The organism is Sporichthya brevicatena (genome assembly GCF_039525035.1).
GTDB classification, from domain to species: domain Bacteria; phylum Actinomycetota; class Actinomycetes; order Sporichthyales; family Sporichthyaceae; genus Sporichthya; species Sporichthya brevicatena.
This window is the reverse complement of the sequence record NZ_BAAAHE010000052.1, coordinates 44,690-66,520: the sequence shown is the minus strand read 5'-3', so window position 1 is coordinate 66,520 and position 21,831 is coordinate 44,690. Positions and strand designations below refer to the sequence as shown.

Below are 21,831 nucleotides of genomic sequence, written 5' to 3'. Positions count from 1 at the left end.
CCCGGTGGGAGCGCCGGGGGAGGCGCCGGCCGGCGCCGTGCCGGTGACGGGCGCGACCCCCGTCGAGGGTGCGGCCCCGGTCGCCGGCGGAGCGGCGGCGCCGACGGCGAAGAAGGGCAAGGGCGCCAAGGCCGCCGAGGGCGCCGCTTCGGCCGGCAAGGCGGCGACCTCCCAGGGGATCACGAGCATCGACAACGCCGCCCAGGCCGCGGAGAACGCGAAGATCGCGGCGTCCAAGAACGGCGCGACCGACATCGGCGTCACGAACGACTCGATCAAGCTCGGCACGGTCTCCGCGCACGGGATTGCGCTCGGGAACCTGCTCGTCACGCCGATGGTGAACGGCATCAAGGCCGCGTTCGCCTCGATCAACGACCGCGGCGGCGTCCTCGGCCGGCGCCTCTCCCTCGTCGACTGCGACGACGGTCCCGGTGAGGTCTCACGCTCCAAGGCGTGCCTGAAGAAGCTCGCCGGGCAGGACAAGGTCTTCGCGCTGCTCAGCTACTCGAGCTGGGCGTCGGCGTCGATCCACTCGGACCTGGCGCAGTACAAGCTGCCGGCGGTCGGGACGTGGGCCTACTCGCAGACCGAGTGGCAGGACCCGTACATGTTCCCGACCCACATGTCGATGATTCACGAGGCGATGGCGAACGCCCACTGGGTGAAGAACGTCATCAAACCGAAGACCTACGGCCTGGTGTGCCTGACCAGTCCGGAGATGCAGCTGTCCTGCAACGAGGTGCAGCGCGTCCTCGACGCCTCCGGCTCGAAGCTGGTGAAGAAGCTCGACGTCGCGATCACCGAGACGTCGATGTCGGCGCAGATCCTGTCGCTGCGCGCGGCCCAGCCCGAGCACGTCGTCCACTACGTCATCAACCCCGCGACGATGGCGAAGTTCATGGTCGAGGCGACGCAGCAGAACTACTACCCGCCGAAGGGCATCTCGGGGAACCACCTCGCGGCCGAGGTGCTCGGTTCGCTGTTCGGCAAGCACCCGGTGAACCGCTACTGGACCAACACCACCTACAAGCTGTGGGGTCCGGAGTTCATGGCGACGATGGCGAAGTACGCCCGCGGCAACAAGGGCCTGAACCACCACATCGTCCAGGCGAACTACGTCGGCAGCCTGATCTTCGAGCGGGCGGCGAAGGCGATCGGACCGAACCTGACGCGCGAGCGGCTGATGGCCCAGCTCGGCAACGGGGACGTCTACGCCGCCGACGCCTCGCTCGACCAGCGGTTCTCGTGGAGCAAGGCCGAACGCGGCGGCACCTACGAGAACCAGACCTGGAGCAAGGAGATGGGTCAGGGCCGGGAGTACATGTACAAGTACACGTCCACCAACACGGTCTCGAACCCGAACGGCGCTCCCTCGGGCTTCCAGCCCGATCCGGACCAGTTCGTCGTCTACACGCACAAGTAAGGGCCGCTACCATCGGACCATGACGGTCCAGAATGAACGATCCACGTCGAACAAAGGCGCTGGGGCCGAGAAAGCACGACTCGGCCCCAGCGCCTATCTTGTGCTCGGGTTCATCGCCGAGCTCGGGCCCTCGACGCCCTACGACCTCAAGCGCGCGGTCGCCCGCTCGATCTCCTACTTCTGGTCGTTCCCGCACTCGCAGCTCTACGTCGAGCCCGAGCGGCTCGCGAAGCTCGGACTGCTGAGCGAGGAGCAGGAGGAGCACGGCCGGCGCCGGCGCCTGTTCTCCATCACCGACGCGGGCCGCGAGGCCCTGCGCGAGTGGCTCGAGTCGCCGAGCACCACGCAGACCGAGACCCGCGACCTCGGTCTGCTCAAGCTCTACTTCGCCGACCTCACCTCGCCGGAGCGGGTGAAGGAGATGGCCGAGGAGCAGATCGCGCTGCACCAGGAGCGGCTGCGCGAGTACGACGCGATCGCGGAGGAGATGGCCCGCTACGAGACGTTGTACCTGCACCAGATCCCGATCCGCATGGGCTACCTGTTCGAGGAAGCCTTCATCACCTTCTGGACCTCGATCCTCGAGAACCCGCCCTCGCTCGACCCGCGGATCCCGCCGCTGTACGAGGACCGACCGGCGCGCCGATCGTCGGCCAAGGGGGAGCGCCGCAAGCGCTGACGGGCGGGCCGCGGGTGGCCCCGGGGGGCCAACGAAACCATTGACTCTGCATGGTCCAGGTTGAATCATTGGGCCGAGCCCCCGAGGAGGAGTCATGACCGTCGCCCCCGAGCGCCCGGCCTCGACCGCCGCAGCGAGCCTGCCCCTGACCGGCGCCGACGAGATCCGCTTCGCGCACATCGAGGCGCAACTCGACGCGCTGCTGCCGCGCGGCGGGACTCCGGTGCACGACTCGGTCGTCATCGCCGGCGGGAAGGGCATCACCGCCTGGACGCTGGCGGCACGGCTGGCGCGCAGCGAGCAGTTCGCCGGCAAGGTCGTCGTCGCCGGCGAGCCGGTGACGGAGACGCGGCAGATCGCCAACGGGTGCTCGATGCGCGGCACGTCGGCGGACTGGTTGTCCTACGCCGTGGCGCGTCCGCAGGCGGAGCTGATCCGCCGGATCGCCGGGCCCGCCTTTGCCGGGCAGCCGGTGGCGACCCGCCAACTGACCGCGATGGCACGTCCCGGCATCGACGGTCAGTGGGAGATCGGTCCCGCCGCTGCCTGGCAGGGTGGCCGGCGCGGCTCGAACCGCCCGGTCATGTACGGCGGCCGCAACTCGCGGATGGCCGGCGCCATGCGCGAGATGCTCGACGCGGGCGCGATCGTCGACGTCGACGAACCGATCCGCTCGCTCGACGACGCGCGTGCCCTCGCCCCCGGCCGCAAGCCGCTGTTCGTCAACCTGACGAAGAACCCCAAGCTGTTCGGGGGCTCCGCGCCGCCGATCAAGCGCGTCACACTCGCCTGGCAGTGCGCGCTGCGGGCGGGGTCGGGCGGACTGCGTCACCCGTTGACGGGCACGACCGCCTTCGCGCCGCTGGTGTACCGCGACGGGGCCGTGAACGTCGGGTACTTCACGCCCTTCGCCGACCCGCTCTCCCCGGACGCGACCTGGTACGGGCTGATGGTCCGTCCGGTCCGGTCGGGCCCGGAGAAGATCGACAAGGCCCGTGAGGTGGCCGCCCTCCGTGAGGAGGTGCTCGGCATTGCCGAGGCGGTCGGGCTGGAGCCCGTCGACCTGGAGGAGACCTGCTTCGGTGGCCTCGCCCCCGCACCGGCCTTCGGGGCGCCGAAGCGCTCGGCGCCGGGGACGCTGGAGCTGCGGCGCCTCGCGACACCGGGGGCCATCGCGTACTACGCGGACGGCATCCTCGGCGGTGCGATCGGCGGCGTCGTCGCGGCCGAGGCGCTGATCCGTGGGCACGACCCGCACGACGCCGTCGTGAAGGCGCTCAAGCCGATCCGGTGGTTCAACGACCTGTGGTGGTTCGAGACCGCCCGCATCCCGAAGCTCGTCGACCTCGCGATCGGCACGTCCCGTCTGACCACGCGGATCGCGATGGCGTACCCGCACTCCTACTCCCTCAATCACTGGGCCAGCCGGGCCTGAGGAGGCACTTCCCGTGACCGACGTTCTCACCCCGCCGTCCGCCAAGCCTCCCGCCGGGTCCGCCGCCGAGGTGACGGAGCATCAGCTGGTCCCGGCGGCGCCGGGGGCGGCCGAGCTCAAGGCGGTCCTGGACCGGCAGCGCGCGGCCTTCCAGGCGGCCGGGCCGCCGTCCCTGCGGCAGCGCCGCAAGGACCTGCGCAAGCTCGAGGACCTGGTCCTGCGCAACCGTGTCCCGCTCGCCGAGGCGCTGCGGGAGGATTTCGGCCACCGCTCGCGCACCGAGACCGAGATCGCGGAGATCGTGGGCTCCGCGCACTCGTTGCGGTACGCGCGCCGCCACGTCGGCATCTGGATGCTGCCGCGGCTGCGCGGCACGTCGATCTGGTTCCTGCCGGGCAGCAACCGGGTCGTCGCGCAGCCCAAGGGCGTCATCGGCATCGTCGCGCCGTGGAACTACCCCGTCCACCTGACGATGGCCCCGCTCGCGGCCGCTCTCGCCGCCGGCAATCGCGCGATGATCAAGATGAGCGAGTTCACGCCGAGCACCACCGCGCTGCTGACGCGTCTGCTCGGCGAGGCCTTCTCCATCGACCAGGTCTACGTCACCGGCGGGGACGCCGACGTCGCCCGTGAGTTCTGCTCGCTGCCGCTGGACCACCTGCTGTTCACCGGGTCGACGCAGAACGGCCGGGCCGTCATGCACGCGGCCGCGGAGAACCTGACGCCGGTCACGCTTGAGCTCGGCGGCAAGAGTCCGGTCGTCGTCGACGAGAAGTACTCGATCGAGGAGGCGGCCCGGCGCATCGTGTGGGGCAAGCTGTTCAACGCCGGTCAGACCTGCGTGGCGCCCGACTACGTGCTCGTCCCGGCGGGTTCCGAGGATCGCTTCGTGCGCGCCGCCACCGCGGCCGCCCGTTCCCTCTACCCGACGCTGACGTCCAACGAGGACGCGACGGCGATCATCAACTCCGGTCACTACGAGCGGCTCCGCTCGCTGGTCGACGACGCCCGCGCCCAGGGCGCCGCGGTGACCGTCGCCGAGCACGGCGACGCGGAGAACCCGGCGTCCCGCAAGCTTCCGCTGCACGTCGTCACCGGCGTCAGCGACTCGATGCGCCTGGCCCGGGAGGAGATCTTCGGCCCGGTGCTCCCGGTCGTCGGGTACCGCAAGCTCGACGAGGCGATCGGCTACATCAACGACCGGCCCCGGCCGCTCGCGATGTACCTGTTCACCCACAGCGGCCGGCGCAAGCGTGCGCTGCTCAAGCGCACGACCAGCGGCGGCGTCACGGTCAACGACACCCTGCTGCACTACCTGCAGGACGGCCTGCCGTTCGGCGGAAGCGGCGAGAGCGGCATGGGTTCGTACCACGGGCGCGAGGGCTTCGAGACGTTCTCGCACCACAAGGCGGTCTTCACGCAGCGCGGCGCGTTCGGGTTCACCGGGACGAAGCTGCTCCACCCGCCCTACGGGCGGATCGCCTCGCTCCTGCTCCGGCTGATGCGCCGCATCTGACGTCCCCACCGAGCTGACGGGATCTCGCCATGCACGCTCTCATGATGGAGCGCCCGCTCCTGCTCTCCGCCGTGCTGGAGCATGCCGAACGGCACCACCCGGAGCGGGAGGTCGTCTCGGCCGAGCTCGGCGGCGGCGAGCACCGCACCAGCTGGGGAGAGGTCGGGCACCGGGCTCGCCGGCTCGCCACCGCGCTCACCGAGCTGGGCGTGCGCCCCGGCGACCGGGTCGCGACGCTGGCGCTGAACACCCACCGCCACCTCGAAGCCACCTACGCGATCGCCGGCCTCGGCGCGATCTGTCACACCGTCAACCCGCGCCTGGACCCCGAGCAGCTGGTCTACGTGCTCGAGCACGCCGGCGTCGGCGTCCTGCTCCTCGACCCGCCCTTCCTCCCGCTGATCGGCGCCCTGGCCGACCGGCTGCCCGGCATCAAGCACCGCGTCGTGCTCGCCCCGGCCGGCGCGGTGGCGGAGGAACTCGGATACGAGGAGTTGCTCGCGAGCGGGTCGGACTCCTTCGACTGGCCCGAGTTCGACGAGCGCACCGCGAGCGGGCTCTGCTACACCTCCGGCACGACGGGCCGCCCCAAGGGCGTCCTGTACTCCCATCGGTCGTCGGTGCTGCACGCGTTGGCCGGCGGCCTGCCGGACTCCTTCGGGCTCGGCGCCGCCGACACCGTGCTGCCGGTCGTGCCGATGTTCCACGTCAACGCGTGGGGCCTGCCGTTCTCGACCGCGCTGGTCGGGGCGAAGCTCGTCCTGCCGGCCGACCGGCTCGACGGGGCGCGGCTCGCGGACCTGCTCGACGCCGAGGGCGTGACGTTCACCGCCGGCGTCCCGACGATCTGGCACAACCTCCTGACGCACCTGGAGCAGACCGGCCGCAAGCTCCCGTCCCTGCGACGGGTCGCCTGCGGTGGTTCGGCGGTGCCACCGTCGATGATCGAGGCCTTCGAGGTCGGCCACGGCGTGACGATGGTTCAGGGCTGGGGCATGACCGAGACCAGTCCCCTCGGTGCAGTCGGCGCGCTGAAGCCGGGCATGGAGAACCTCGACCGCGCGGAGCGCACCCGCATTCAGGCGGCGCAGGGGCGCGCGCTGTTCGGCCTGGAGTGGAAGATCGCCGACCCCGCGGGCGAGGCCCTGCCGTGGGACGGCGTCGCCGCCGGTGAGTTGCTGGTCCGCGGCCACTGGGTCGCGAGCGGTTACCTCGACCACGACGCCGAGGTGCTGCGCGACGGCTGGTTCCCCACCGGTGACATCGCCTCCATCGACCGCGACGGCTACCTGCGCATCACCGACCGGGTGAAGGACGTCATCAAGTCCGGCGGTGAGTGGATCTCCTCGGTCGAGCTGGAGAACGTCGCGATGGACCACGCCCACGTCGCGCAGGCGGCGGTGGTCGGCGTGCCCGACAGCCAGTGGGGTGAGCGCCCGGTCCTGTTCGTCCAGCCACCGCCGGGCGTCGAGCCGGACGTGGCCGCCGTCCTGGCGCACCTCGGGGAGCACCTGCCGCGCTGGTGGGTCCCGGAGCGGGTCGAGATCGTGGAGGCGCTCCCGCTCGGCCCGACCGGCAAGATCCTCAAGCGCGAGCTGCGCGCGCGGCTGGCGGAGGCGACGTCGTGACGGTCGCCGAACTCCCGGCGCCGCCCGTGGCCGCCACCACGGTCGGAGTCGTGATCGCCGACCGCCACCGGCTGTTCGCCCGGGGGATGGAGGCGGCACTCGAGGACGCGTCGGCCGGGCGGGTCTCGGTGCTCGGCACGGGCGACAGCGCGGCGCGCGCGTGCGAACTGATCCGGCGTCACCGGCCGCAGGTCGTGATCGTCGACCTCGGTCTGCCCGACGCGCTCACCGCGCTGGCGACGGCGCGGCGCCGGTACCCGAGCGTCCGCTTCGCGGCCATGGCGCCCGACGCGGAGGCGATCGACGTCGCGGTCTCCGCCCTCGCCGCCGGGGCCGACGGCGTGCTGCTGCGTGACGCGGACCCGGAGGCGGTGGCGACCCAACTGCTCGCGATCGCCAGCGGCGGGACTGTGGCGCCCCCGGCCGTGCTGGCCAGCCTGCTGCGCCGCCGACCGGCTGACGCGGTGCTCACCCAACTGCGGCGCGCCGACCTCGAACTGTGGCGGATGGTCGCCGAGGGGCACGAGACCCTCGTCATCGCCCGGCGCCTGTGCGTCTCGGAACGTACCGCGAAGCGGATGGTTGCGCGGCTGCTGCAGCGCGTCGGCGTGGCCAACCGCGTGCAGGCCGCCGCGCTGGCCGGTCGCTGCGGCGTCCTGGACTCCGGGCGCACCCCGGACCGCACGGAGACGGAGCACCCGTGAGTTACCCCCACTTGTTCACCCCGCTCACGCTGGGCCACCTGACGCTGCCGAATCGGGTCCTGATGGGCTCGATGCACCTCGGTCTGGAGGAGGCCCCCGGCGGCTTCGAACGCATGGCCGCCTTCTACGCCGAGCGCGCCCGGGGCGGTGTGGCGCTGATGGTCACCGGCGGCATCGCACCGAACGAGGTCGGCCGGCCGCTGGAGCACGGCGCGACGATGACCTCGGCCGACGACGTGCGGGACCACCGGATCGTCACCGACGCCGTCCACGCCACGGGTGGGCGGATCGTCATGCAGATCCTGCACTTCGGCCGGTACGCCAAGCACGCCGACCTTGTCGCCCCGAGCGCGATCCGTGCACCCATCAACCACCTGACGCCGCGTGAGATGACGACCGACGAGGTCGACAGCACCGTCGACGACTTCGCCCGGGCCGCCGAGCTGGCCCGCGAGGCGGGGTACGACGGGGTCGAGATCATGGGCTCCGAGGGCTACCTGATCAACACCTTCCTCGCCGGCTGCACCAACCGGCGCACCGACGAGTGGGGCGGCGACGCCCGGGGCCGCATGCGCTTCGCGACGGAGATCGTGCGCCGCACCCGGGCCCGGGTCGGGTCGGACTTCCTGCTGCTGTTCCGCCTGTCGATGCTCGACCTCGTTCCCGGGGGATCGACGCTGGCGGAGACCCTCGAGCTCGCCAAGGAGCTCGAGGCCGTGGGGGTCGACATCCTCAACACCGGCATCGGCTGGCACGAGGCGCGGGTCCCGACGATCGCGACGCCGGTGCCGCGGGCCGCGTTCGCCGAGGTGACCCGGCGGCTGCGCAGCGGTGTCGGCATCCCGGTGGTGGCGAGCAACCGCATCAACACCCCGGAGGTGGCCGAGGCCCTGCTCGCCGACGGGGTCGCCGACCTCGTGTCGATGGCCCGCCCGCTGCTCGCCGACGCCGACTTCGTCGCCAAGGCACAGGCCGGCCAGGCGGAGCGGATCAACACCTGCATCGGCTGCAACCAGGCCTGCATCGACCACACGCTCGACGGCCGCATCACCTCGTGCCTGGTCAATCCCCGGGCCTGCCACGAGACGCTGCTCGACCTGTCGCCGACGACGTTGCGCAAGCGCGTCGCCGTGGTCGGGGCGGGCCCGGCCGGGATGTCCGCCGCGTTGACGGCGGCCCGGCGCGGGCACGAGGTCGTCCTGCACGACGCGGCGGACGTGATCGGTGGTCAGTTCGACCTGGCCCGGCGGATCCCGGGCAAGGAGGAGTTCGCCGAGACCCTGCGCTACTTCGGGGCGGAGCTGGTGGCGGCGGGCGTGCGGCTGGAGCTGGGTCGCCGGGCGACGGTTGCGGATCTCACCGGGTTCGACGAGGTCGTCCTCGCCACCGGCGTCGACCCGCGGATCCCCGAGCTGGAGGGCATCGACCACCCCAAGGTCGTCGGGTACCTGGAGGTGCTGCGCGGCGAGGTGACCGTGGGCTCCCGCGTCGCGATCGTGGGGGCGGGCGGGATCGGCTTCGACGTCGCCGCGTTCCTGACCCAGGACGGGCCGTCGGTCAGCACCGACGTCGAACTGTTCTTCCAGCACTGGGGCGTCGACCCCGACTTCCTCGCCCCCGGCGGTCTGGTCGAGGCGGGCCCGGCGCACTCGGCGCGGACGGTGCACCTGCTGCAGCGCAGGACCAGCAAGCCGGGGGAGGGGCTCGGACTCACCACCGGGTGGATCCATCGCACCGAGCTCGCGCGCCGTGGCGTGCGTATGGTCGCCGGCGTGACCTATCGCCGTGTCGACGACGAGGGTTTGCACATCGAGACCGGCAACGGACCGCTCACTCTGGAGGTGGACCACGTGGTGATCTGCGCAGGACAGGTACCGCGCCGCGACCTGTACGACGACCTCGTCGCGGCGGGGGTGTCGGTGCATCTGATCGGCGGGGCGGACGTCGCCGCCGAACTGGACGCCAAGCGCGCGATCGCGCAGGGCACGACGTTGGCGGCGGCGCTGTGAGCGAACTCCTCAACCTCCCCCCGGCGGTCGCGAAGGGTCTCGCGGCCTGGCACGAGATGGTCGCGACGGAGGACATGTCCGACCTGGAGTCCCTGATTCACCCGAACGCGGTGTTCTCCTCGCCGGCGTACTGGAACCCGTACACCGGCTCGGCGGCGGTCGCGCACGTGCTGCAGTGCGCGCTCTCGGTGTTCACCGACTTCACCTACCACCGGCAGTTCGCCACCGAGGACGGTCACCACGTCACGCTGGAGTTCTCCGCGAAGGTCGGCGACCTGGAGCTCAAGGGCGTCGACCTCATCGGCTACGACGCCGACGGTCTCATCGAGCGCTTCGAGGTGATGATCCGTCCGCTGCGCGGGCTCGCGGCTCTGGCCGAGGAGATGAAGCAGCGCGTCGACCTCACCGTCCTGGGCAAGGCGCCGGGCTGATGGCTCCCGCGGTCGCGGTGCCGCCGGCGGATCCCCTCGCCGGGCCGACACCACCTCCGGTCGTCGTCCGGTACCGCGACCCCGCCGGCCGCACCACCCTGACGCTCCGCGCGCCCGTCTGGCACGAGGGCGCGTGGTGCACCTGCTTCGACCGCACGTTCGTCGCCGGTGCGGGGCGCCTGCCACCGCACCGGCACGACAGCGCGACCGAGACGTTCTTCGTCCGCGCCGGACGCGTGCGGTACCTCCGCGGCGGACGCCTGCTCACCGCGGGGCCGGGTGACGTCGTGACCGTCGATCCCGGCACCGTCCACATCGACCCGTGGGCGACCCGCGAAGGTCCGGCGGAGCTGACCGTCCTGCTCCGGCCCGCGGACCCGACCTGGCTCGACTTCGGTCTCCGCCTCGGCGCGGCGATCTGCGCCGGGAAGCTCAACCGCCACGGGCAGATGCCCTTGCTCGCGCTGATGGACGCCGTGCACCGCTCCGGTGCCGACGTGGCCGCGGCCGGTCTGCCCGGGGGTCTCCAACGGCGCGTCAGCACCCCGCTGCTGTCGCGGCTGCACCGCGTCCTGGGAGGTGGATCGTGACCGAGCGGCAGGCGACCTGCCCGATCTGCGAGGCAGCCTGCGGGCTGACGGTGACGCTGGACGGCGCCGATGTCGTCGGCATCCGCGGCGACGCGGACCACCCCCGCACCCGCGGTTTCGTCTGTCCCAAGGGCGTGGCCCTCAAGGAGCTCCACCACGACCCGGACCGTCTGCGTCGGCCGCTGGTCCGGCGCGGCGGCGAGCTCGTCGAGGTGTCCTGGCCGGAGGCGTTCGCGCGGCTGGAGGAACTGCTCGGCCCGGTCGTGCGAGCGCACGGTCCCGACGCCGTCGCGTTCCACCTCGGCAACCCGCTCGCGCACGACTTCGGGAGCTGGATCTACGGCTGGCACGCGCTCAAACTCTTCGGCGCGCGGCAGGTCTACACGACGGCCACCGTCGACCACATGCCGATGATGACCGCGGCCGCGTTGATGTTCGGTGCCCGCGACACCGCGACGTTCACGATCCCGACGCCGGACATCGACCACTGCGACCTGCTCGTCCTGCTCGGCACCAACCCGCTGGTCTCCAACGCCACCGGCATCACCGCGCCCCGGGGGCGGCTGGCCGCGATCCAGCAGCGCGGCGGCCGGATCGTCGTCGTGGACCCGGCGCGCACCCGCACCGCCGAGCTGGCCGACGAGCACCTCGCTATCCGCCCGGGTGGCGACGCCGCGCTCCTGGCGGCGCTGATCACGACGATCGTCGCGGACGGCCGGGCGGCCGAGTTGCCCGAGCACTACGCCGGCCTCGACGACCTCGTCGGGGCGCTGGCGCCGTTCACCCCGGAGCGGGTGGCCGAGCGCACGGGCGTCCCGGCCGACCGGATCCGGGCGTTGGCCGCGGAGATCGCGGCGACGGAGCGGGTCGCGTTCTACGGCCGCGTGGGTGCGATGGTGCAGCCGTTCGGCTCCCTGACCTGCTGGCTGCTGTGGACGCTGGCCGCCGTCACCGGCAACCTCGACCGCCCCGGCGGGCTGCTGTTCCCGCAGGCGCTCGCCGCCACCCACGCCACCCGCGGCCGGGCCCGGTACGGGGACCCCGTCCCGATGGGGCGCTGGACCACGCCGGACGGCAGCCGCGCCGAGGTGCTGGGCGAGCTCCCGGTCGCCGCGCTGCCGGACGCCATCCTGACGTCAGGTCAGATCCGTGCCCTGATCACCATGGGCAGCAACGGTGCGCGCTCGACCCCAGACAGCGCCCGCTACGAGCAGGCGCTCGACGCGGTGGACGTGATGGTCAGCGTCGACCCCTACCTGAACGAGACCACCCGGCACGCGGACCTGATCCTGCCGCCGCCCTCGGCGCTTGAGCGCGACCACTTCGACTACTTCTTCGACCAGATCGGCAGCCACAACTACAGCCGCTGGACGGACGCGGTCGTGTTGGTGGAGCCGGACCGTCCGACCGAGCACGACCTGCTGCTCGAACTCGTCCGCGTCCTGGCCGGCCTGGGCCCGATCGACCGCGCGCAGATCGACGGGCTGCTGCTCTCCAGCCTCGTCCACGAGGTCGTCGACGAGCCGGGCAGCGTCGTCGCCGACCGCGACCCGCACGACCTGCTCGCCGCCCTCGGCGACCGGCCCGGCCCCGAGCGCGGGCTGGACCTGATGATCCGCATCGGCCCGTACGGCGACCGCTTCGGTGAGCGGCCCGACGGGATGACCCTGGCCCGGCTGCGGAAGTCGTCGTACGGCGTCGACCTCGGCCCGCTGCAGCCGCGGTTGCCCGACGTCCTGCGGACGCCGTCGGGGGCCGTCGAGCTCGCGCCGGCGCCGCTGGTCGCCGACCTGCCCCGCCTGGAGCGCGACCTCGACGCCGCATTCGGCCTCCGGTTGATCGGACGTCGACAGACGCGCTCGAACAACTCGTGGCTGCACAACGCCCCCTCGCTGATGCGTGGGTCCAAGGAGCGGTGCACCCTGCTCGTGCACCCGAAGGACGCCGCGCCCGCCGGTCTCGCCGACGGTGACCTGTGCCGGCTCTCCTCCGCGGCGGGGTCGGTCGTCGTGCCCGTCCAGATCAGCGAGGCCATCCGGCCGGGTGTGGTCTCCCTCCCGCACGGTTGGGGTCACGACGGGCCGGGGCTGCGCCTCGCCGTCGCCTCCGCGCACCCGGGTGCGAACCTCAACGCCGTCACCGGCCCCGCCGGCCTCGACGTTCCCAGCGGCAACGCGGCCCTCAACGGGACCGAGGTCCGCATCGCGCCTGCTGGGTAGTGAGCAGCCGTCACCTCAGAACTTGAGCATCGGGGCGGGGCGCAGGGGGTTCTCGCGGATCCCGCGGGCGGCGGAGCGGAGGAGCAGGGGCCGGAAGCCGCGGGCCGGGTAGGCGGCCGTCAGGGTCCGGTAGTCCGAGCGACGGGCGCGGGGGACGTTGATCAGGCCGGCGGTGACGTCGGTGAGGTCGGCGCGGCGGAAGGCCTCGACGAGCGGGTCGTCGTGCCGGGCCCTCCGGATGCGATGGTGCTCGGTGATCATCGCGGCGACGAGGTCGGCCTGGGGTGCGCCGGGGCCGCCGAGCTCCTCGACGGCGCGCGCGGCCGAGGGCGGCAGGTAGTCCCAGGTTCCGTCGAACCAGATCCCGGCGTCGTGGAAGAACGCCGCGACGCCGAGGGCGTCGGCGGTGTCCGGCCGCACCTCGGTCTGCAGACCGACGAGTCCGATGACGCGGTGCACGTGCCCGCGGTAGATCGGCAGCGTGGAACCGAACGTGCCCGCGTTCTTCTCGAGCAGGGCGTCCGCGACCTCGTGGGCACGGTCGAGCGGGGAACTGGTCACGGCGATCTCCCGTCCTGGGGTGTCATAGCGTGCTCCTGTGGAGATTCCGAGCGCAATCCTGGACACCGAGACGCCCGACGGTCCGATGGCGGTGCTGGTCGCGCGCCCGGCCGCGGGGGAGTTCCCGACGGTCGCGATGTTCCACGACGGGCCCGGCATCCGGACCGCGACGCACGTCTTCGCCGCCAAGCTGGCCGGCGCCGGGTACCAGGTCGTGGTGCCTGACCTGTTCCACCGCCACGGCCGCCTGATCGGATTCGAGCCCGCGCAGCGCGCCGCCGACCCCTCGATCGGCGAACGGATGATGGGCATGGTCCGCAGCCTCACCGACGACGGCATCCAGAGCGACATGGACGCCGGACTCGCCGCGGCCGGCGTCGACCCCGCCCAGCCCGTGGTGACCATCGGCTTCTGCCTCGGCGCCCGCGCCGCGGTCCGTGCCGTGCTGACCCGGCCCGAGCGGTACGTCGCCGGGGCGTTGTGGCACCCGTCGTTCCTCGCCGACGACGCTGCGACCTCGCCGCACCACCTGGGCGCCGAGTTGACCCGTCCGCTGTACATCGGGATCGGGGGCGCGGACCAGATCCAGCCGCAGGCGAAGCACCAGCCGTTCCTCGACGCGGCGCTGCCGACCGGCTTGGTGGACCTCGTCGTCTTCGACGGCGCCGACCACGGCTACACCTGGCCGGACCACCCGAGTTACCACGAGCAGGCCGCCACGGTGAGCTTCGAACGGACCACTGCGCTGTTCGCGAAGGCCCTCTGAGAGATCATGCTCGGATGAGCGCGCACTACGTCCTTACTCTCGGCTGTCCCGACCGCACCGGCATCGTTGCCCGAATTGCCGCGTTCCTCTCGGATGCGGGCGGTTGGATCACCGAGGCGGCCTACCACGCCGACCCCGACACCAACTGGTTCTTCACCCGCCAGGTGGTGCGCGCCGACTCGCTGTCCTTCGGCCTGGAGGAGCTGCGGGACCGTTTCGCGACCCTCGCCGCCGAGCTCGGCGCCGACGCCGACTGGCGCGTCAGCGACACCGCGCAGCCGGGCCGGGTCGTCATCCTGGTCTCGAAGGAGGGCCACTGCCTGTACGACCTGCTGGGTCGTTACGCGGGCAACGACCTCCCGATGGAGGTCCGGGCCGTCATCGGCAACCACAAGGACCTGGAGTCCATCACCGCCGCGCACGGCATCCCGTTCCACTACGTGCCGTTCCCCGGCCCGGGCGAGGACAAGACCGCCTCGTTCGAGGAGGTCCGCCGGCTGGTCGACGCCGAGGACCCGGACGCGATCGTGCTAGCGAAGTTCATGCAGATCGTCCCGGACTGGCTGTGCGAGCGCTGGGCCGGGCGGGCGATCAACATCCACCACAGCTTCCTGCCGTCGTTCGTGGGCGGCCGGCCGTACCACCAGGCCGCCGAGCGCGGCGTGAAGCTCGTCGGCGCGACCTGTCACTACGTCACCGCCGAGCTCGACGCGGGCCCGATCATCGAGCAGGACGTCATCCGCGTCGACCACTCCGACGCCGTCACCGACATGGTCCTCAAGGGCCGTGACATCGAGAAGGTCGTCCTCGCCCGCGGCCTCCGTTGGCACCTCGAGGACCGCGTCCTCGTCCACGGGAACAAGACCGTCGTCTTCCACTGAGGATCGGGTCACCCGGGCGACCCTCATCGCCGACGGGCCTCAGGCGGCGTCGGTGTCGGGGCGGGGTCGATGTCGCTGCTGGTCGGCTTCGGGGTAGTGGTCCAGCAGTGGTGGGTTGGTGACGGGGTAGTGGATGCCGAGGCGGGTGGTCCAGCACCAGCGGTGTTCGTCGATGCGTTCGAGGGTCCAGCCGCCTTTGGTCTTGAGGGCGTGGTCGTGTCCGCATTCGGGGGCGAGGTTGTCCTCGACGGTGGGTCCGCCGAGGGCGTGGTCGTGGATGTGGTCGATCTGCGCGCGGTGGGAGGCCCGGTTGCAGGCGACGCCGATGCAGTCGGGGATGGCGAGTTGCAGGCGGCGGCGTTGGGTGAGGGTGGGGAAGCGGCGGCGACGCGCTCGTTCCTGGCGGGCGATCACCTCGGCGAGGCGGGCGGGGTCGCCGGAGCGTTCGGCTTCGTCGCGTTCGATCCACTCGCGCCAGTAGCGGTCCTCGGCGATGCGTTCCTGGCGGCCGAGGCTGCGGTGCAGGTGTTCGATGACCGGGATCCAGATCGGGTCCACCGGTGGCAGGTCGGGGAGGTGGGCGCGGAGCGCGAGCTGGTCGAGTAGGTCGATGGGGACGAGCAGGTCCAGCACGCCCTTCGGTAGGAGGCCGCGGGGTTGGGCCCAGCCGGTCGGGCGGGGGCCGACCAGGCCGGTGTGGGCGAGGCGGCCTTCGTCGTCGATGAACGCGACCCGCCACGTCCCGAGGGCCATGCGTTGGGCGATCCGGCGGGCGCTGGCCGGGCTGATCGGCCCGGCCCCGGCCAACTCGGCGGGGTGCTCGTCGAACCCGAGCAGGGTGGAGAACTTCGCCCGCAGCACCACCCCGATGTAGGGGGAGGACCGCGCGCTTCGCGCCAGCCCGGCCTGCACCCCGGCCGGGAGCGGGTCATCGACGTGGGCCGCCGGGGCGGGAGCACCCTCGGGTTCGGTGTCAGGGTCGTCCACCGGGGGCGCGGGTCGGGTTTTGGCGTAGTCGGCGAGCAGGTCGGCATCGGAGAGCCCGGCCCAGGTGCCGTCGAGGCAGCCGAGGTAGAGGTCGGCGCGGATGGCGTCGATCCCCCGGGGGTCACCGTCGCGTTTGGCCGCATCGGCCAGGGCGTGGATGCGGCCCTTGGCGGCGGCGACCCGGTCCACCTCGAGCTGCTGGCCGGTCAGGTCCGCGGTGCCGTCCGGGTTCTGCCAGGACACGACGCGGCGCCGGCGGACCGCGTCGGTGTAGCGGCGTTCGGCCCAGCTCGGGTCGAGCGCGATCGCGCGCTTCTTGATCTGCGCGACCAGTTTGCCGCTCACCCACGGCGCCTCGGCCGACAGGCCGCAGTGCGGCAGGACCTCGGCGCAGATCTGGTGGGTGTGGGCGTCGCAGAGGTCCTTGACCCAGAACACGATCGTCGCGGCCCGGCGTTCGTCCAGGTCCCCGGCGGCCATCGCGGCGTGCAGCTCGGGCAGGCGCCGGCACGCCGTCCAGGCCAGGTCGATCAGCGCCCCGGCCGCCGGGACCGAGAGGGAGTACATCGCCCGGACCTCATCGATCGAGTACCGGTCCGGCTCGGCCATCCGCTCCACCCGCGCCCCCGAACCGGGCGCGCAGGCGGCGACCTCGGCCACCGCCGCCAACCGGGCCGCGGCCGCGACGTTCAGGGCCCGCTGAGCCTGGACCGCGTGCGCGACACACTCCGCGCCGGTCAGCCCACTCAGCTCCATACCCCGGAACCTAGCGGCCACCACCGACAGAACTATCCCTGGTGGTGGCCGCTGGAATCACCGCAATATGTTGTAGTACAACGATACTGACGGACACTCAGTATCATGCGGGGTGCCGCAGATGCCTACCGTCAGTTCAGCACGCGGTAGGCGACGGTGAGCCGGACGTCCCGGACGTCGAAGTCCCACGGACCGCCTCCGAGGGTGTTCGAGATGGACACCGCAGCCTCCACCGTTCGTCCGGAGACGAAGTTCTTCGCCGGCACCGATCCGAGCTGGTGGGTCCGCAGGCCCTTCGCCCAGACCGTCGAGCCGTCGAGGATGTGCCACTCGCCGGTCGTGGGGTTCTCGAAGCCGCCGCTCAGGGGAGTGGGAACCCACACGGAGTCACCGCTCACCGAGAGCGAGAGGCGGTCGTAGGAGATCGCGCTCGGGAGCTGGAAACGCCAGAAGCCGGCAGTCAGGTCGAAGTAGTACGGGTCGCACGCGTTCATCAGCAGGAGGCCGGCGGAGTAGGACTGGGACGTGGTTCCCCAGCCGCAGTAGGGGTCGCTGCCGCCGTACTGGGAGGCGTCGATGCCGTCCATCGTGATCGTCTTGGTCTTGGTGACCAGCTTCTGGTTCGAGACGGTGACGCGCTTCCAGCCAGAGATGGACACGTTGCCGAGTGGGTCCACCGCGGTGACCCGGTAGACGTACGCCCCGGGAGCGACGGGCTTGCGGCTCTTGTCGCGGCCGTCCCAGGAGAACGAGTACGTGCCGCCGGCGACCTGCTTGGCGATGCTCCGAAGAACGGTCTTCTTGGTGGAAGCGATTTCCAGGGTCAGCTTGGCCTTCTCCGACGCGATCCCGCCCGGGGTGAAGGTGTCGCGGTAGCCGTCCTTGACGGGGTAGAACGTCGTCCCGCCGCCGGTCGACCCGGTCAGTTTCGGTCGAGTGGTGTCGATCCGGATCGGGGTGCTCGCGGTCCCGACCAGCGTGACGGCGCCGGCCGGTGCGGACGTCCGCACCACGAACGAGAACACTCCGTCGGGCAGCTTGCGGGATCGGGGTTTCTCGGGCAGAACGATCTGGTGCCGCCCGGCCTTGAGCGTGCCCAGCGAGAAGGGCCCGGCGGCGGTGGAGCCGTTGCTCCGCACCAGGCTCCAGCTCGCCTTCTGCTTCGACTCCAGCTTCAACGTCACGGTCGCCTGATCGGCCAACCCGTCGCCGTTGGGGCTGATCGCGAGCGGCTTCTTGGACGAGAGCTTCGGGTGCAGTGACTTGGTGGAGAAGGTCGCCTTGGTGCGGTCGACCGTGCTGCACGGGGCACCGCCGGCGGCGCAGATGATCGCCTCTGCGGTGTGCGACCCGTCGTTCAGGGAGTCGTTGACCACGATCGAGTACGGCGCCGTGGCGTCCAGGCCGCGAACCTTGCCGTCGATCAGGAACTTGACGGTGCCGCCGGGCGCGGACGCCGTCATGGTGATCGGCCCGGAGTTCAGCCCGGTCGGGGCGGTCAGCTTCGGGACGCTCGGAGTCACCGTGATTGCCGTGCCGGCCGAGTCCGTCGCGCAGAGACCCGACGTGGTGCAGTCCGCGGCGCCGAACGTCTGCGACCCCTGGTACCCCCAGGAGCGCCAGGTCGTCGTTGCGTGGCCGTCGACGACCGGGACCCTCGCCCCGTACGCCGCGCCGTTGAGGAAGAACTGCACCGCGGGCGCGGTGGAGGAGACACGGACCCGGATGTCCCCGCGCAGACTCGACCCGCCGACGGGCTCCACGAAGGCCGGAACCGTGGTGGGTGGGAGCTCGACCTCCGGTTCCTCCACATCCTGCGTGGTGACGTCCGGTGACTCGAGCGCCTTCTCCAGGGCGGCGAGCGGTGCGGCCGCCCCGGGCGTCGTCACGCGTTCCCCGGTCTCCGGGCGTCCGGTGGCCCAGCCGGCCGGTTGCGGTGCCAGCACCGCCAGGGCGGCCAGCGCCGCCACACCCGAAACTCGTCGTGCTCTGGTCATGAGGAATCCCCCGTGCGGATGCGGAAAAGCTCCGCCGAGCACGGCGATGCCAGATGCTGGGATCGGCAGGTGCGGCCGTCACCTGAGCGCCGGCCGTCGGGCTATTGCGTCGCGCGCTCCGTCAACGGAAGCCGGACGATGAAGCGGGTGTCGCCGGGGACGGAGGAGACGGTGAGGTCGCCGCCGTGGCGTTCGACGACGATGCGGTAGGAGATGTCGAGGCCGAGTCCGCTGCCCTGGCCGACGGGCTTGGTGGTGAAGAACGGCTGGAAGATCTTCAGCTGGAGCTCGGGCGGGACGCCGGGGCCGGTGTCGCAGATCTCGACCTTGACGAAGTCGTTGTCCCGGGAGCTGCGGACCGTCAGGGTCCCCTCGCCGTTCATCGCCTGCAGGGCGTTGTCGATGAGGTTCGTCCAGACCTGGTTGACCTCGGCCGGGTAGACCGGCACCGGCGGGAGGTCGCGGTCGAGCTCCTTGACGATCTGGACGCCTTCAGCCTTGCCGGCCATCAGCATCAGGGTGCTCTTGAGCCCGAGGTGGATGTCGACGCGCTCGTACGGCGTGCGGTCCATGTGCGAGTACTGCTTCGCGGCGCCGACGAGCGTCGAGATGCGGGTGACCGAGTCGGTGATCTCGCTCAGCAGCGTCTCGGTCTCCAGCGCGGAGGCGAGCCAGTGCAGCGCGGGCTCGAGCATCTCGGGCGGCACGCCGCTCTCGATCCGGGCGAGACAGGCGTCGGACGTTCCCGCAGCGGCGAAGATCGGCGCGAGCTGCCAGCCGCTGGAGAGACCGCGGTCGTCCATCCAGTCGGTGAGCTCGTCCTCGCGCTCGGACGCCTCCAACGCCGTGAGGTCCGGCGCCTTCGCGGCGAGGGTGACGGCCTCCTCCTGGATCTCGACGAGCAGCCGCAGCACGTCGCGGTCGATCTTGTCGTCGGCGAGCTTGGCCAGTTTGTGGCGCATCGTGCCGACGCGCTCGCGCAGGCCGGCCGTCGCGCGGACCGCGGCGGCGGCGGGGTTGTTGAGCTCGTGCGTGAGGCCGGCGCTCAGGGCGCCGAGGGCGAGCAGTTGCTCGCGGCGGCCGACTCGCTCCTGGCTGTTGCGCATTCCGATGAACATGCCGTCGAGGAGGTGCAGCGCCATGGGGAACCAGGTCTGCATCAGCTCGACGAGTGTCGCGGCGCGCATCACGAGGACGCGGGCGTCCTGGACCACGTGGACCGACACCGTGTACCGCTGCGCGGTCTCGTCGCGGACGAACGCGCGCATCGCGCCGGCGTACGCGCCGACCGTGCTGCTGCGGTTCACCTCGACCTCGTCGCGGCCCACGCGCTGGCACAGCCGGATCTCGCCCTCGAGCAGGAGAAGGAAGACCTCGGCGGGGTCGCCCTCGCGCAGCAGGGTTTCGCCCGCCGGCGCCTCAGCCACCCAGGCGCGCTCGGTGACCCAGGCGAGCTGTTCGTCGGTGAGGTGCTCGAAGAGGAACAGCCCACCGACCTGATCGGGTGTCAGGCGGACGCCGGTGTCGATCGCGATGTCGGTCATGGTCCCGCCAGGAATCGGTGGGCGAGGGTGACCGCCATGGCGCCCTCGCCGACGGCGGAGGCGACGCGTTTCACCGACTCGCTGCGGACGTCGCCCGCGACGAAGACGCCGGGGACGCTGGACTCGAGGTGCCACGGGTCGCGGTCGAGGGACCAGCCCGCCGGGCGGCGGCCGTCGACGACGAGGTCAGGCCCGGTGAGCAGGAAGCCCCGGGGGTCGCGGGCGACCGTCCCGTCGAGCCACTCCGTGCGCGGCTGCGCGCCGATGAAAACGAAGCAGTGACTGGCCTCGACCTCCTCGGCGACGCCGCTCTCGGTGCAGCGCAGGGTGAGCGACTCCAGGTGGCCCTCGCCGTGCACCTGCTCGACGACGGTGTGGGTGCGCACGCTGACGTTCTCGATCGCCCGCAGTTGCTCGATCAGGTAGTGCGACATGCTCGCCTCGAGCCCGGCGCCGCGGACGACGAGCGTCACGGACTTGGCGCGGGCCGCGAAGAAGACCGCCGCCTGGCCCGCGGAGTTGGCGCCGCCGACGATGTAGACGTCGCGGCCCTCGCAGCTCGCGGCCTCGGTGGCCGCCGAGCCGTAGTAGACGCCGCGCCCGGTCAGCTCGCGCGCGCCCGGGCAGTCGAGCTCGCGGTAGTAGACGCCGGTGGCGACGATGACGGTGTGGGCGCCGACCTCGACGCCGTCGCTGAGGCCGATCGACAGGGCCGAGCCCCGCGGCGTCAGGCTCGCGGCGTGGCGCGCCGTCAGGATCTCGGTGCCGAACTTGACGGCCTGCCGCCGGGCCCGGTCCGCGAGCTGCGCTCCTGACACCCCGTCAGGGAAGCCCAGGTAGTTCTCGATGCGTGAGGACTGGCCGGCCTGACCACCGGTCGCCCGCTTCTCCACCAGCAGGGTCCGCAGGCCCTCGCTCGCGCCGTAGACGGCGGCGCCCAACCCGGCCGGGCCGCCGCCGATGACGACGAGGTCGTAGAACTCGTCGACGGGTGCGGTCGCGAGGCCGACCGCGCTCGCCAGGTCGGTCATCGCGGGCTCGACGAGCGCCCGGCCGTCCGGTGCCACCACGACGGGGAGCGTCGCGCCGTCCTGTCCGGCGGCGGCGAGGATCCGCTCGCCCTCGGGGGAGTCGGCGGAGTACCAGCGGTAGGGGACCGCATTGCGGGCGAGGAAGTCGCGGGCGGTGAACGACGGCTGCGACCAGCGGTGGCCGACGACCTTCACCTCCGTCGCCGGAGCGTCCGGTTCGCGGGCGTAGCTCTCCAGCATCGCGTCGACGACCGGGTAGAGCTTCTCCTCCGGCGGGTCCCACGGCTTGAGCAGGTAGTGGTCGACGTCGACGACGTTGATCGCCGCGATCGCGGCGTCGGTGTCGGCGTAGGCGGTGAGCAGAGCGCGCCGCGCGCGGGGGAACAGGTCCATCGCCTGCTCCAGGAACTCGATGCCGCTCATCTCCGGCATCCGGTAGTCCGCGAGCAGGACGGCCACCCGGCCGCCGCGGAGCTTGAGCTCCCGTAGCGCCGCGAGCGCGTCCGCGCCCGACTCGGCGCGCACGATCCGGTGCCGCTCGCCGTACTGGCGACGCAGGTCCCGAGCGACCGCGCGGGAAACTGACGGGTCGTCGTCGACGGTCAGGATGACGGGGCGATCGGCGGTCTCGGTGGTTCCCTCGGACGAGGGTTGCGTCGTCACGCCGGCCATTC

At 71.9% G+C, this 21,831-nt stretch carries 17 protein-coding genes; 12 read left to right on the top strand and 5 right to left on the bottom strand.

Going from position 1 to position 21,831, the window contains the following annotated elements; genetic code table 11:
• The 10 genes from ABD401_RS23825 to ABD401_RS23780 form a co-directional block, all read left to right on the top strand.
• A partial coding sequence (locus ABD401_RS23825) for an ABC transporter substrate-binding protein (protein ID WP_344609496.1) occupies positions 1–1,423 on the top strand: 1,423 nt, incomplete at its 5' end.
• A gap of 19 nt (positions 1,424–1,442) precedes the next feature.
• Positions 1,443–2,102 (top strand): PadR family transcriptional regulator, encoded by a 660-nt coding sequence (locus ABD401_RS23820; RefSeq protein WP_344609494.1) that lies wholly within the window; start codon positions 1,443–1,445, stop codon positions 2,100–2,102.
• A gap of 94 nt (positions 2,103–2,196) precedes the next feature.
• Positions 2,197–3,537, top strand: coding sequence for a hypothetical protein (locus ABD401_RS23815; protein WP_344609492.1), 1,341 nt, complete (start codon positions 2,197–2,199; stop codon positions 3,535–3,537).
• 13 nt (positions 3,538–3,550) lie between these two features.
• Positions 3,551–5,053, top strand: coding sequence for a coniferyl aldehyde dehydrogenase (locus tag ABD401_RS23810; protein WP_344609490.1), 1,503 nt, complete (start codon positions 3,551–3,553; stop codon positions 5,051–5,053).
• Positions 5,054–5,082: 29 nt separating this feature from the next.
• Positions 5,083–6,681: a long-chain fatty acid--CoA ligase gene (locus tag ABD401_RS23805; protein ID WP_344609488.1), complete on the top strand. Its 1,599-nt coding sequence runs from the start codon at positions 5,083–5,085 to the stop codon at positions 6,679–6,681.
• The gene (locus ABD401_RS23800; RefSeq protein WP_344609486.1) at positions 6,678–7,385 is read left to right on the top strand and encodes a response regulator; all 708 of its coding nucleotides are present in this window, start codon (positions 6,678–6,680) and stop codon (positions 7,383–7,385) included. The genes ABD401_RS23805 and ABD401_RS23800 overlap by 4 nt, the downstream gene beginning before the upstream one ends.
• A complete protein-coding gene (locus ABD401_RS23795) occupies positions 7,382–9,394 on the top strand; it encodes an oxidoreductase (RefSeq protein WP_344609484.1) in 2,013 nt (670 codons plus the stop codon). The genes ABD401_RS23800 and ABD401_RS23795 overlap by 4 nt, the downstream gene beginning before the upstream one ends.
• Positions 9,391–9,825, top strand: coding sequence for a nuclear transport factor 2 family protein (locus tag ABD401_RS23790; protein WP_344609482.1), 435 nt, complete (start codon positions 9,391–9,393; stop codon positions 9,823–9,825). Before ABD401_RS23795 ends, ABD401_RS23790 begins: the two co-directional genes overlap by 4 nt.
• A complete protein-coding gene (locus ABD401_RS23785; RefSeq protein ID WP_344609480.1) occupies positions 9,825–10,415 on the top strand; it encodes a cupin domain-containing protein in 591 nt (196 codons plus the stop codon). Before ABD401_RS23790 ends, ABD401_RS23785 begins: the two co-directional genes overlap by 1 nt.
• Positions 10,412–12,634: a molybdopterin-dependent oxidoreductase gene (locus tag ABD401_RS23780; protein ID WP_344609478.1), complete on the top strand. Its 2,223-nt coding sequence runs from the start codon at positions 10,412–10,414 to the stop codon at positions 12,632–12,634. Before ABD401_RS23785 ends, ABD401_RS23780 begins: the two co-directional genes overlap by 4 nt.
• Positions 12,635–12,649: 15 nt before the next feature.
• On the opposite strand, the gene ABD401_RS23775 is transcribed toward ABD401_RS23780, so the two are convergent.
• Positions 12,650–13,195 (bottom strand): hypothetical protein, encoded by a 546-nt coding sequence (locus ABD401_RS23775; RefSeq protein ID WP_344609476.1) that lies wholly within the window; start codon positions 13,193–13,195, stop codon positions 12,650–12,652.
• A 37-nt stretch (positions 13,196–13,232) separates the two neighbouring features.
• On the opposite strand from ABD401_RS23775, the gene ABD401_RS23770 reads away from it, so the two are divergent.
• On the top strand, positions 13,233–13,961 hold the full coding sequence (locus ABD401_RS23770; RefSeq protein ID WP_344609474.1) for a dienelactone hydrolase family protein: 729 nt from the start codon (positions 13,233–13,235) through the stop codon (positions 13,959–13,961).
• A gap of 14 nt (positions 13,962–13,975) precedes the next feature.
• A complete protein-coding gene (purU, locus tag ABD401_RS23765; protein ID WP_344609472.1) occupies positions 13,976–14,842 on the top strand; it encodes a formyltetrahydrofolate deformylase in 867 nt (288 codons plus the stop codon).
• 39 nt (positions 14,843–14,881) lie between these two features.
• On the opposite strand, the gene ABD401_RS23760 is transcribed toward purU, so the two are convergent.
• The 4 genes from ABD401_RS23760 to ABD401_RS23745 all read right to left on the bottom strand — a co-directional run bounded on the left by ABD401_RS23760 (position 14,882) and on the right by ABD401_RS23745 (position 21,829).
• Complete coding sequence (locus tag ABD401_RS23760; RefSeq protein WP_344609470.1) at positions 14,882–16,585, bottom strand: HNH endonuclease signature motif containing protein; 1,704 nt, start codon at positions 16,583–16,585, stop codon at positions 14,882–14,884.
• A 131-nt stretch (positions 16,586–16,716) separates the two neighbouring features.
• Complete coding sequence (locus ABD401_RS23755) at positions 16,717–18,582, bottom strand: FlgD immunoglobulin-like domain containing protein (RefSeq protein WP_344609468.1); 1,866 nt, start codon at positions 18,580–18,582, stop codon at positions 16,717–16,719.
• A 101-nt stretch (positions 18,583–18,683) separates the two neighbouring features.
• Entirely contained in the window at positions 18,684–20,126 is a 1,443-nt protein-coding gene (locus tag ABD401_RS23750) for an ATP-binding protein (protein ID WP_344609466.1), read from the bottom strand.
• Complete coding sequence (locus ABD401_RS23745) at positions 20,123–21,829, bottom strand: NAD(P)/FAD-dependent oxidoreductase (protein WP_344609464.1); 1,707 nt, start codon at positions 21,827–21,829, stop codon at positions 20,123–20,125. The genes ABD401_RS23750 and ABD401_RS23745 overlap by 4 nt, the downstream gene beginning before the upstream one ends.
• Between the last annotated feature and the right edge of the window lie 2 nt (positions 21,830–21,831).